This is a genomic window from Pseudomonas sp. DR48 (assembly GCF_019823085.1).
Lineage (GTDB): Bacteria > Pseudomonadota > Gammaproteobacteria > Pseudomonadales > Pseudomonadaceae > Aquipseudomonas.
The window spans coordinates 6,103,566-6,115,773 of the sequence record NZ_CP081946.1 but is presented as its reverse complement, the minus strand read 5'-3'; the positions used below and the strand labels follow the sequence as shown (position 1 = coordinate 6,115,773).

Annotated in this window: 12 protein-coding genes; 3 read left to right on the top strand and 9 right to left on the bottom strand. The window is 57.8% G+C overall.

Going from position 1 to position 12,208, the window contains the following annotated elements:
- The first annotated feature begins 44 nt into the window (after nt 1-44).
- The gene (locus tag K5K95_RS27585) at nt 45-575 is read left to right on the top strand and encodes a hypothetical protein (RefSeq protein ID WP_222587023.1); all 531 of its coding nucleotides are present in this window, start codon (nt 45-47) and stop codon (nt 573-575) included.
- 43 nt (nt 576-618) lie between these two features.
- Here the strand turns inward: K5K95_RS27585 and K5K95_RS27580 are convergent, their stop codons facing one another.
- Entirely contained in the window at nt 619-1,614 is a 996-nt protein-coding gene (locus tag K5K95_RS27580) for an aldo/keto reductase (RefSeq protein ID WP_222587022.1), read from the bottom strand.
- Nucleotides 1,615-1,732: 118 nt separating this feature from the next.
- Here K5K95_RS27580 and K5K95_RS27575 point away from each other — a divergent pair, with 118 nt between their 5' ends.
- Nucleotides 1,733-2,659, top strand: coding sequence for a LysR family transcriptional regulator (locus K5K95_RS27575; protein WP_222587021.1), 927 nt, complete (start codon nt 1,733-1,735; stop codon nt 2,657-2,659).
- On the opposite strand, the gene K5K95_RS27570 is transcribed toward K5K95_RS27575, so the two are convergent.
- The 6 genes from K5K95_RS27570 to K5K95_RS27545 form a co-directional block, all read right to left on the bottom strand.
- Entirely contained in the window at nt 2,648-3,583 is a 936-nt protein-coding gene (locus K5K95_RS27570) for a GNAT family N-acetyltransferase (RefSeq protein ID WP_222587020.1), read from the bottom strand. The genes K5K95_RS27575 and K5K95_RS27570 overlap by 12 nt on opposite strands.
- Entirely contained in the window at nt 3,583-4,872 is a 1,290-nt protein-coding gene (locus tag K5K95_RS27565; RefSeq protein ID WP_222587019.1) for a phenylacetate--CoA ligase family protein, read from the bottom strand. The genes K5K95_RS27570 and K5K95_RS27565 overlap by 1 nt, the downstream gene beginning before the upstream one ends.
- Before the next feature lie 53 nt (nt 4,873-4,925).
- Nucleotides 4,926-7,328, bottom strand: a complete 2,403-nt coding sequence (locus K5K95_RS27560) for an acyl-CoA reductase (protein WP_222587018.1) — start codon at nt 7,326-7,328, stop codon at nt 4,926-4,928.
- Between the two features lies 1 nt (nt 7,329).
- Nucleotides 7,330-8,460: an acyl-protein synthase gene (locus tag K5K95_RS27555; RefSeq protein WP_222587017.1), complete on the bottom strand. Its 1,131-nt coding sequence runs from the start codon at nt 8,458-8,460 to the stop codon at nt 7,330-7,332.
- Nucleotides 8,461-8,481: 21 nt separating this feature from the next.
- Entirely contained in the window at nt 8,482-9,723 is a 1,242-nt protein-coding gene (locus tag K5K95_RS27550) for an MFS transporter (protein ID WP_222587016.1), read from the bottom strand.
- Between the two features lie 265 nt (nt 9,724-9,988).
- Nucleotides 9,989-10,126: a hypothetical protein gene (locus tag K5K95_RS27545; RefSeq protein WP_165557409.1), complete on the bottom strand. Its 138-nt coding sequence runs from the start codon at nt 10,124-10,126 to the stop codon at nt 9,989-9,991.
- A 157-nt stretch (nt 10,127-10,283) separates the two neighbouring features.
- Between K5K95_RS27545 and K5K95_RS27540 the strand changes: the two genes are divergently transcribed.
- On the top strand, nt 10,284-10,472 hold the full coding sequence (locus tag K5K95_RS27540) for a hypothetical protein (protein WP_008024801.1): 189 nt from the start codon (nt 10,284-10,286) through the stop codon (nt 10,470-10,472).
- Between the two features lie 17 nt (nt 10,473-10,489).
- Here the strand turns inward: K5K95_RS27540 and K5K95_RS27535 are convergent, their stop codons facing one another.
- On the bottom strand, nt 10,490-10,861 hold the full coding sequence (locus K5K95_RS27535; RefSeq protein ID WP_222587015.1) for a fe2+ zn2+ uptake regulation protein: 372 nt from the start codon (nt 10,859-10,861) through the stop codon (nt 10,490-10,492).
- Between the two features lie 269 nt (nt 10,862-11,130).
- Nucleotides 11,131-12,126: a FecR family protein gene (locus K5K95_RS27530; RefSeq protein WP_222587014.1), complete on the bottom strand. Its 996-nt coding sequence runs from the start codon at nt 12,124-12,126 to the stop codon at nt 11,131-11,133.
- Nucleotides 12,127-12,208 lie beyond the last annotated feature (82 nt).

The window sequence follows — 12,208 nt, the reverse complement described above, 5'->3', positions numbered from 1 at the left end:
TTTAAACAAGGAGTTTGTATGGTCACGCAGTCGGGAGTTCATTCATGACTATCGGCCTAACCGGTGGCTGGACCGCCAAGGCAGGACTACTGGTTCAGAACACGGGCGGCGGCAAAGTTGTCTCTCAAAGCGCCCGAGTCAGGGAAATGCTGGCGCTGGTGGGTAATAATCCAAACGTGCTGAATACGGCGAAAATGGATGAGCTGAAAATCCACCGGAACGTAAAAGGTTTCGACCCGGAAAATGTATCGGCCAAACAATTGGGCAATCTCAGTGCCTTCCTGAGAGACAGAGGGCTGATTTCCGACATTACGGCGATGACGCTGATGAATGCCGGTGACAAGTTCGACCGCTTCGGCGTGCAAAGTGACCCGGATGCCAAGTTTAATGCCCTGGCGTATTTCGCCACGCAACTCGACACCATCCAGAGCAACAGTATCAAGGGCGACAAGTACGCTGCCGGGTTGATCCCGGAATACAAGAAGGCAATCTACGTCCTGCAGAACCTGCAAACTTACGGCAAGGGCAACGGGACGACAGTGCCGACTGACAAAGGCGTTAAAAGCAAGGCCTGACGCAGTACTGGCCCACTCGGGTTACGGGTGGGCCAGATGGCTGTTAGCGGTCGAGCAACTTCATGACTTCCTCGGGATAACGCAAGCCTGCGGTGGCATGTGCGGGAAATATCGCTTCCAGCGCCTGCAACTCGTCAGGGCTTAACCTGACGTCCAGCGCGGCGACGTTTTCTTCAAGGTATTTACGCTGCTTGGTCCCTGGAATCGGGATCAGGTAGTCACCCTGCGCCAACACCCAGGCCAACGCCAGTTGCCCGGCGGTCACGCCTTTGTCCACGGCCAGGGCTTGCACCTGCTGCACCAGCAACAGATTCTTGGCGAAGTTTTCCCCTTGAAAGCGCGGGCTGAAGCGACGGTAATCGTCAGCGGCAAAGTCGTCCGGGCTTTTCAGTGCCCCGGTCAAAAAGCCACGTCCCAACGGGCTGTAAGGGACGAAAGCAATGCCCAGGCGCTGACACGCGGCCAGGCAACCGTTTTCCTCCTGATCGCGGCTCCACAGCGAATATTCACTTTGCAGTGCGCTGATCGGATGCACCTTGTGAGCGCGCTCCAGAGTGGTCACCGACGCTTCGCTCAGTCCCAGATAACGAACCTTGCCAGCTTTCACCAGTTCGGCCATCGCCCCGACGGTTTCCTCGATGGCCACCTGCGGATCGATCCGGTGCTGGTAATACAAATCCAGGGTTTCAACGCCCAGGCGTTTCAAGGTGCCGTCGATCGCCGCGCGAATGTACTCCGGCCGGCCATTGACGCCCCGTGCGTCGGGGTTCGACGGATCGCGGACGATCCCGAACTTGCTGGCCAGAAATACCTGGTCGCGTTTGCCGACAATGGCTTTGCCAATCAACGTTTCGTTGGTGTGCGGGCCGTACATGTCGGCGGTGTCGAGAAAATTGATTCCCAACTCCAGCGCACGGTGCAAGGTGGCGGTGGCTTCGCGGGTATCGACGCCCGTGGTGTAGAAATCGGTCATGCCCATGCAGCCCAACCCGATGGCGGAGACGTGCGGACCGTTTTTGCCCAATTGACGTGTTTGCATGAAATCAACTCCCTGTGGTGAAGGCCCCTAGTGTTGATCTCGACAGAAGCAAGATAAACCGGCTAAAACTGCTATCACTATTCGTGATTTCTAAATGATCAGCAGGATCGCCAGAGCAATGGATCGTTTTAACGCCATGCGCGTCTTTACCCGAATCGTCGAGTTGGGCGGTTTCGCCAAAGCGGCGGACAGCCTGCAGTTACCCCGTGCCTCCGTCACTATTGTGATCAAACAGCTTGAAGCTCATCTTGGTGTGCAACTGCTGCAACGCACCACGCGGCAGATCAGCCTGACCCTCGACGGCGCAGCCTATTACCCCAGGTGCGTTCGCTTGCTGGCGGATCTGGAGGAGACCGAAGCGGTGTTCAGCGCGGCCCGTCACAATCCAAAAGGGCTGCTGCGTGTCGACATGCCGTCCGGGATTGGCCGATTGCTGGTGATTCCGGCATTGCCACAATTCACTCAACGCTACCCGTTGATCGAGTTGGACATCGGCTTGAACGATCGGCCCGTCGACTTGATTCGCGAGGGCGTAGATTGCGTGCTTCGCGGTGGTTCGGCATTGGACGACTCGCTGGTGGCCCGGCCGCTGGTGATGCTGGATCAGGTCACCTGCACCAGCCCCGACTACGTGCAACGCCATGGCGCGCCACGCACTCTGGCGGAGCTTGAGGGGCATCAAATGGTCGAGTACTTCTCCAGTACGACCGGCAAGCGATTCGGGCTGGAGTTCATGGTCGACGACCAGGTCCAGGTGATTGACCTGCCCCGACAGGTATCGGTCAACAGCGCCGATGGTTACCTGGCGGCGTGTGAAGCGGGATACGGTCTGGTGCAGGCGCCTTACTACCACGTTGCACGTCAGTTGAAGGAAGGGCGATTGTGCGAAGTGCTTGAAGCGGTGCCGCCACCGGGAATGCCGTTGACGGCGTTGTATCCGCCGCACCGCCAGTTGTCGCGGCGGGTGAGGGTGTTTGTCGACTGGCTGGTAGAGCTTTGCGCGCAGCCGGGCAATGACTTTTATCGAAAAGCCTCAGGCAGCTGAACGAGCGCTGCGCAGAGGTTGAGTGTTGCGTTGTAACTCGTCGTGCAACTGTTGCATGTGGGGGCAATGCAGGCTCAGGGAGCGAGGCTGCGCCCCGCGATGAAACAAGGCAAACCATCCATGGCTCCCGGGCGAGGGCGTGAGCCCGGTGAAGGAGAATCCGAGCAACGTCAAGTTGTGCAAGGCTTCGGCAAAGTGCGCCGACAATTCGACTCTTGCCGAAATCAGCCAGTGGCCTGGCAACTGCCGGATTTGCGCCAGCAGACGTTTATTCAAACGCTGGATGACGATTTCGAAACGGTGATGGTGCTGCGTGATCTGCAACGGTATCGAAGACAGCGATGGCACATCGTTCTGCGTTCCAAACACCGAACACATATGCTCCATGAAACCTTGGCAGCTCTCTGGCCACGCAATGTCTGGAAGCGGTCGTGTATGCCCTTCGGCCAGGTAACAGCCCATCACGATCGTTTCCGCGAGTGGCTCGGCGAAGGGCGAGGGGACGTAATCGGGTAGCACTCCGGTGCTCTGGAAACCGATGGTGGCCGCCATGCGCTGAGTGTAAGGATGGTGAGTCACTTGCTTGATCACGACACTCGTTGACCCCAGCGAACCTGCCTGCTCCAGCAGTTCCCGGGACAGGCGGGTTGCGATGCTTTGCCCCTGCGCCGCGGGATGCACGACGCTGAGCGCCAGTTCCGTGGTGCCAGAAGGCCGGTCATGACACAGCGCCGCATGGCCCAGCACGCGATGTTCGTCTAGCGCCAGCATGGACATCCAGCGACCATCGGCATTGTGCTGGCTGATCATGTTCGGCAGGTAAACATCCGGCTGGACATAGAGATCGCCGTAGACCTCACGAAACAACTGGCTCACGGCCCGAGCGTCCGAGGAATGAAAGCGACGAAAAATCAGCTCGTTCATCACGGGTACTCCGGAGATGGAGTGTCATAGATGCGCAAATCCAGCACACGCATCTGTTTGCCGGAGCGGGGGTGAAGCTTCAATTCCGTAACGGCGCATGCCAGGACTCGCAACTCCAGCAGGCCTTCTTGCGTCAGGTGCTCGATGGCGGGGTAGTGGGCCACGAGCGCTTCGTATAACGCACTGGACACCGCAACGGTGTTCTCGGCCTGATCGCAAGGCACCCACTTCACGCTCACAATGTCCTTGCATCCCTGTTGCTCGATCCGTAATTGCCACTGGTCGCTGCCGGCGACAGTGCGGACCATGTGCAGCACTTCGTCGATCAACAACGAAAACATACCCACCCGAACCCGTTGGCTGTGGGCGCTACGTCCCTTGAGGGCAAATTTTCGCTTGGGCGTGGCGCTGGGCTCTCGCCAGCAAGCAAGGTCTCCCACCGGATAACGCAGCAGCGGCATGAGCTGACGGGTGAGGTTGGTCACCACCAGCATCCCGGTTCGGTCGCATTCCTCGATGACTTCGCCGGTCAGCTCATCGACGATCTCCAGTACCGTTTGCGGTTCAAACATCCGGTGTTCGCCGAGCGCGCAATCACGGCTGGTCGCACCGATGAGACCCGCATCGACGCTGGCGTAGCCGATGGAAGCAATGCCCACGTTGGGCAGAACCTCGCGCAGCATGTCCAGCTGCAAGGCAAACAGACTTTCACCGCCGTACAGCAAGGTGTCGACCCCAGACAGCACTCGCTTTTGCGCCTTCAGGTACGCGGCGAGTTGCAGCAGCTGCGCCGGTACTCCGACGAGCACGTTGATTCGGTGTCGGTCAATCGCATCGGCCAGAACGTCCATGCTGACCTGACCGGTAAAAGGAAACTCGCAGATCGAACATTTGACGTGCGCCAGTGCGTCATGGATGAACACAAAACTGGCATAGAGATCACCGCAGAAAAACAGGTTGGCGATTCTGTCGCCGTTTTTCAGTTGACAGGAAATACTCTCGCCGAAAGTACTGACCAGTGTTTGCCATTCATTGACTGTATACACCGACAACTTGCCATCGCCGGTCGATCCGCCCGTTTTAAATACGACGCCATCGCGGACTTCAGCCGTCAGCACTGGCCAACGATCCAGATCGTTACTGTCTGCCCAATAATTAGTCACAGAAGTCAGCGGAAGATCTTTCAATGTCAGGGTGTCAGTCGGTAGGTGTTGCAGGTGTTCCTGATAAAAATTGGAATGTTTGCGTATGTAAGGCACGAGTTGTTCAAGCGAGTAAGTTGATTTCACAAGTTTATTTTCCTGCCAGGCGTTCACGGTTATAAGTGTTGGCAAAGTTATTTTTATATTCTTTTATCAATGACCAGGGGTGTTTTGCCGCTGTGATTGTTTCGTGCAAATCCGGATTCGGCGCACTGTCGAACTTCCACGGTTATCAGCTTGGCGTTCACTGCATTGGCCACGGGCGCGTGGGTCAATAGTTGATCCAGTGCGCTACTGGTGGTTGAGTTCGTTAACACCAGCATCCGTTCCCTGCCATCGGGGGCATGATCCAGGACGATTTGAACAGGCCCGCCGACGGCGTCCTGCAGCGCCGACGGTGAAACGAACTCGGTGCCAACTCGCAGCAGCTTGCCGTGGCGTTGCAGCAATTCGAATCGCGGTGAATCGAGCCCGCAAGGGCAGGCGCCGGGTATCCAGCGACCGGTGTCGCCCACCTCGTATCGGCGTACTGCCTGGCCCTGGCGTGCTCTTGATGTGAACAACAAACGGCCGATCTCGGCGGCCTCAACCGGCAGATCCTCTTCGAGATGGACGATTTCCAGATGCTGCGTATCGCACATCAAATGAAACACGCCGTCGGCCGTGGCCGAGCAGGCATGCCCCAGCGGGCCGGCGTCGACCGAACCATAGATTGCGGAGCGGACCAGCGAGACGCCGCAGCTTTCCATCAGGTGTATCGTGGCTTCGCCTGGATGCTCGCCGCCAAGGAACACTTTGGTGATTGCGCCGTACTCGCGCAGAACGGTTTGCTCGTTGAAAAACAGGCGGTGCAGCGTACTTGGCATGCCGATCAGCACGGACACGCGATGGTCCACGATCATCTTGGCAATTTCGCTGAAATCATCGTTGGATGGTGCCCCCATGGGCAGGTGTGTTGCGCCCATCTGTTCCAGCACTTTGCTGAAGCTCGAGAAGCCGCCATACAGGCCACCTCCATAAAACAGGTTCATTACCCGATCCGTCGAGGGATCAAGGCCGGCGGCGAACATGCCGTCTGCAGCGGCGCGCATTTGCCGCTCAAAGTCGCGATAGCTGAACCCGGCCAGTGCCGGGGTGCCGCTGCTACCCCCAGAGCGAAAATACAACTGTGCGGTGGCGCTCATCGGCAGGGTCATGAAGGCGTTTTTGTCCATGATCGGGTCATGACCCGGAGCAGGGGCGTCGGGCAGTGCGTCGAGCGTCCCCCGGCCCGTCACCGCTTGCGCCGGCAGGCTCACCGAGAGACGGCGACTCAAGCGCGACAGGGCGTAGACGCCGTCATGGGGTTCTCCGGGATAACCGTCGTGAATCTGCTCGCACGGCGCGATGCGCGTGACCCCGGCATTGACCAGCGTGCGCACCAGCCCGGGCGTCTGAACCGCCGAGCAGATCAACGCACAGCTTTGCAGGACCGTGCGCCAGGGCAACAGCGTCTCGGCGAGCAGATCCTGCGGCACGGGTTTTAGCAGCAATGTACGAAACAATGGCGACGGCGCGAGCGTTTGATGGTGATCCCAGATAATCCGCCACCCGGCACCGGCCCAGACCTGCCCCGGCTGATTCGCAAAACAATGATCGAGTCGCGCCATGGCGACGCGGGTGGTGATCTCCGAAGCCTCTTGATCGGTCGGCACCAGTTCTGGCCACTGTGAGGCTCGACGTGTGAATGACTCGGCCAGGCGTTCACCCAGGTCCCGCAGGATGGCTGGATCGTTGTTGTCCACCAGTAACCATTGCGGGCTGGAACACGCTTGCTGGTCCAGGCTGCACACTTGATCCACCAGCGCATCCAGCGTCGATGAGTCGGCGGCTTCCGGCGTCAGGTAGGCAAAACTGATCTTGTGCCCCCAATCGATCCAGCGACATCCTGCCGGCAGGTGCTGGCGGATCGCTTTAAGGGCATTGATCCCGCCCCACGCCGCCACGCCATCGGCTTGAACGCAGAGTCGAGGAATCTGATCTGTGCTGACCGGCAGCACCGCGATGAAGTCGGCGAGCCTGCCGCTGGCGTCGCACTGCACCAGCGCTGCCAACAAGCGTGCGGTCAGGCCTTCATCGCTGGAACTGGGGCGAAGCCAATTGATGTTGCCCGCCAGCAGGCTTTCGAGCACGGCGCAAAACGCTAACATCGGCGCATTGCCGGGCGTCACATGCACCACCAGTCCCAGAGGGTGCCAACTTTCAAAGCAGGCTTGCTGATAGTCGATGCGGCGCAGCGAACGCGGTTGTACACCCAGCTCGCGCTCGATTTTTGTGTTCAGGTTGCTGCGTGAACAGAAGTCGATAAGCCCTTGGCGTTGATCGTCGTCCAGGGGCAGGTCGAGTCGGCGAGAGTACAGTTGCAGGCTGAAACGAGCAGCGGCCTCGATGACGGTGTCGCTGTCGATGGGCGCGTTCAGCAGGTGTGGCAACTGTTCGTGAAGCCGTTCCAGCGCGGCCTCAAGGGTCACGTCATCGCGTAATTGGCCATTGATCAAATACATGTCACGCCCCTCCCAACAATTCTGATGCCGCCATCGCACAGCTTCGGCTGGCGGTAGTGCCGGCACGTCCATGCAGTTCGAACCAATCGGTTGCAAGGCCACACCCGCAGGCAGCGCCGGGGTGCAGCGTCGCCAGGTCGCCCATCACCACGGCATGTGCCGGGCTGGATGAAATGTAGGGTGATACGAATTCAAGCAAACCGGGCCGGCCATAGGGTTGAACAGTGAAGTCGGATGGATTGCGCACGAAGACCTTCGAGTACACCGGGACATGGAAATGCTGGTGGGCACACTGGATATAGGGCACTGCATGCTCGACGGCGCCATAGCCATCGCGACAGCGGGACAGGTCAATGCCCAACTGGCGATTGATCCGTCCATACAATTGCGCCAGGGGAATCTCCTGCGCCGCCTGGGTTTTCCAGCCGCCGCCGAGGAACACCAGGGATTGAGCCGGCAACTGCAGATCCGCTACATCGGTGTCTTCCATGTGCTGCAGCGCATGGGAGAGAAATGCAGGGAAGCCGAGAATGCGCACCGGCAAACCCTCTTCGGCAAAATCCTGCAATGCGCGAATCACTCCGAACAGGTCGAACTCATGACCCGTGCTCGTCAGACGCAGTCCGTAGGCGACGCGGTTGACCGGCGCATAGCGGCACAAAAACTGGTCGGTGTAGGCGGTGCCCAGGGTGATCGCAGCCTTGGGCTCGTAGCTCAGGAGCAAGTAATTGCAAGGGCTGTCAGGCGTGTCCCAGCCATAGTGGCGAAAAATATGACTTACCATTCCTTGCGCCGCGGCCATGCTGCGCGAGTCGTAACGCATGCGACTTTTCTGGCCGCTGGTGCCCGATGACGTCAGTTCCAGCGCGCCTTCGCCCGTGGGCCCGAACAACAAGTGACGCTTGAAGTAATTGGCGAAGATCGGCGGCAATCTCGACCAGTCGTCCAGCGTCTCCAGGTCTTGCGTGCCGAGGCCATTGGCGTTCAACCAGCGTTCATAGCCGGGTGTGTGGTGGCAATGAAAGAAGCTGATTTCCCCCATGGCCTGATCGAACAAGCCTTCGGGCACGGAATCCAGGCAATAGGGTTGCGCTAACGCGCAAAGCGCATCGGTATGGGGTAAATGGATCATCGAGAAACCTATGGTGTTGTGTCAGACAGCAGGCACGAAGTGAGGGCGGCGCAGAAACAGTCGCAAGGGCAGCAGGCACATAAGCCCTGCAATGCCGGCCATGAGCGCGAAGGACTCATGACTGTCACCGGCACCGGCGGCTGCGATCAGCGATCCGCCGCCACCCATGATGGCGATCGACAGCATGCCGATCATGGCCGAAACCAGACCCTTGCTGTCCTCGCTGGTAAACAGCGCAAGGCGGTACAGCGCGGCATTGCTCATGCCAAGGCCGATGGCGTAGAGACTCAGGCAGATGATCAGCAAGGGGGTAGAGGCGGCGGTGAAACTGATGACGATCAAGGCGATGAGTCCGGCGCAAAATGGCCAGAGCGCGTAGCGGATCAGCTGTGGCAATTGTGTGTGGGCAATCAATCGGTTGAGAATCAAATTACCGAGGATGACGGCCGCAAATACCGGGATTTGCCACAGGCCATACTGCAAGGGTGTGAGGCCCTGATTGTGGATCAGCAGGAGCGGCGCCAGGCCGATCCAGGCAATCAAAGGCAGGCTCATGACACCCAGTGCGCCAGTGGCGCTCAGGAAGCGCGGGTTGGTGAGCAACGCCGCATAACGCCACATCGTGCCGCCCCATTGAAATGGCACCACTGCCAGCCGCTGACCGTCCTGGCGCACGGTCCCCACGGTTTCCGGCATGAACACATACAGCCCGAGCCAGACCACGACTGCGCCGATACCGAGCAATAAAAACAGTTCTCGCCAGGAGAACCATTCCAGCAGCAGACTGCCCAGTAGCGGCCCCAGCAGCGGCGAAAGGAGCGCAATGTTTCCCAGCAACGCCATGATTTTTACCGCATCGACTTCGCTGAACACTTCCTGCAAGGCGGGATAGCTGACGGCGATCACAAATCCCAACCCGAGCCCCTGAATCAATCGCAGTCCATTGAACGCGTAGATGTGTTGCACGTTGAATGCTGCAGCACTGGCGATGGCGAATATGGCACAACCGATCAGCAACAGTTTGCGCCGTCCGAAATGATCCGACAGCGGACCAATAAGCCATTGCAGAAGAATGCCGCCCGCCAGATAAAGATTGAAGGCATGGGGGACATGACTTGCACTGGCATCAAGATCCTGGGTGACGGTTAACATCGCGGGCATAATCAGGTCACTGGCCATATAGGTCAGCAGTTCGAACAGAGTTATTGCAAGGCAAAAGCCTAGCAAGTGGAAAGAACTGATGTTTATTAAAGGTTTGTGCATGACATTCCGGCTTTGTTGCTCACGGTTTAATAACGAGTTTGAAACGAGGCGCGGAGATTAAACGTCACTGAAGGACAGTTCCAATCAACTATTGAGACTTAATGCTTCAATAATTTTCGTTATGTTGCGAGGAACAACAAATGGCGGGAATAAAGTGTATTTGCATGTAGGAAAAATGCCCGCAACAGGCGGGCATTTTTTCAGTGAGGTGAGGAGTTGGAAACAAACAAATGACAGTTAATTAATGATCCTTCCTGGCCCAACGTTACCGGTGTTGGTAATAACCGGGGCCGCCCCGGTCGTAATGGTGATCGCCGTGCCAGCCGCCGTGGGGGAAAACGATGCAGCCGCTGAGGGTCAGGAGAGCGAGCAGGGGAATCAGCAGTGTGATTCGACGAAACATTTTTAAATCCTCATGGTTATCGCCGTCATGAAGCCAAAACTCTTCATCGGCTGTAACATGAGACCCCGTTTGTAGCGTTCCATCCCCGCGAAAAGGTAGGGGCTTGGTGTGCTTTCGGATACAAACCGGATACATTTTTCAGGTTCAGGAATTCGCAATGACTCAGTCGCAACGTTTGAAATATTCGATTCTGATCTCCCTGGTGGTGCTGGGGATCATGTTCGGCCTTTCGTATCTGCAAAACGCAGGCGTCATCAGCGAGAAGCTGTTTCAGTACATCGCCATTGGTGTGGCGGTGATCGTGGTGGTCATCAATGGCGTGATGCGCCGCAAGGTCAAGCCTTGAGCGACGCATTGGGCTGATTATTCGCCGCGGAGCATGGCTGCAGCGTGCGGATGCAGGCTGTAGCTCTTGTCCGGATTGAGAATGATCACGCCTTCGCTGCACAAGCGTTTCAACACTTCGCGCACGCTGAGGAAGGACAGGGGAATATCCAGGTCCAGCAAATATCCGTGCACGCCTCGCACACCCAGGCTGCGCTCGCTTTCGGCGGCGGTCAGCAAGGCGTCTATGACTTTCAGGCGAATCAGGCTGGTTCGCAGGCCAAAGCTCTTGAGCAGTAATCTGATCCGCTCATTGCCATTGCGCTCGCCCCGTTGACTGAACAGGCCGGAGTCCGCGCAAGCGTCCGTTGGCGCATGGCTACCGTCCGTTGGCAGTTGCGAGTTGTACATGCAAAACCCCTTTTCGGAACTGGCCAGGAAATGTGATGGATGCGTTCAGCATTAATACGAACGAGTAAGACAAATCATGAAGACCTGAATGTAGAAAATTTGTCGCCTGCGCGTGAGCGGCATGTAAGAAACCCGCAAAGAGCGTCTTTGGGCTGCTGAATTTTTGTTTTTTGTTTGGTTCCTGACGTTCCGCGAGCAATCTGAAAGACAGGGAAGGTCGCAGCGCAAAAAAAACAATGAAGGCCGCACCCGGGCGAGGGTGGCGGCCTTCAGCTTTTCGGGGTTTGCTGCGGGATCGAATTGAGGACGGGATTGCCCTCTTTGTTGCGGGTCAGATAGACCGGCAACACTTTAGGCAGGGACGCCACCAGAGCGTTGAGATCCTTGATGTTGTAGATGCCGCCCAGGCGAATCGAGCCCGTATTTTGATCGGCCACCATCACCGGTTTGCTCAGGTAACGATTGATCAACGGCAACGCATCGTTCAATTGCAGATTGTCGAGCACCAATTTGCCGCTGCGCCAGGCAAGCGAATTGTCATTGGCGTAGGTCTGGCTGACTTGAGGCGTGAAGTCACCACGTTTAAAACGAGCCTGCATCGCTGGCCCCAGGCGCATGCCATCCCCTGCAAGGTCATCGTTGCTACTGACCAGCACCGACCCTTCAATCAGATTGACGCGCACCTGGTCCTCGTACATCCAGACATTAAACCGGGTCCCGGTCACCTGAATCCTGGCGTCTGCGGCCCTGAGGATAAACGGCTGGCTGGGGTCATGGCTGACGCTGAAGAAAGCTTCACCTTTTTCCAGCGTGACCCGTCGTTGATCCTTGTAATTGCTGAACGTGAGTTCACTGCCAAGGTTCAGTTCCACCTGGCTGCCATCGTTGAGGGTGACCTGACGGACAGTGTCGCGCGCCTCAAAATGCTGATACGAATTGGGTATCCAGCCCATGTTCCAGCCACCGTACAGCGCCAGCGGCACTGCGATGGCGCAAACGGCGGCGATGCCGAGCGTGCGCCAAGGCATGACCGGCCGGCTGTGGGCAACGGGCTCTACGTCGGGCCGAGGCAAATCCCCCGCGACTTCCCAGATCTCCAGCATGGCCTCGTACTCGAACGCATGCAGCGGATGAGCATCACGCCAGTGTTCGAAGGCGATCCGCTCCTGAGCGGTGCAGTCGATGGCGTGCAGACGCATGCACCAGTGCGCGGCGGCGTCGGTGATCGCGTCATATTCGGCTTGCGAGAGAGAATTGTCGGTCATCGACCCATCCTGGTTTCCCGCATTCTAACCTTGAGAGAAAGTCTGCGAGAACAGCCGTCATGGCAATTACCCATCAACTGAG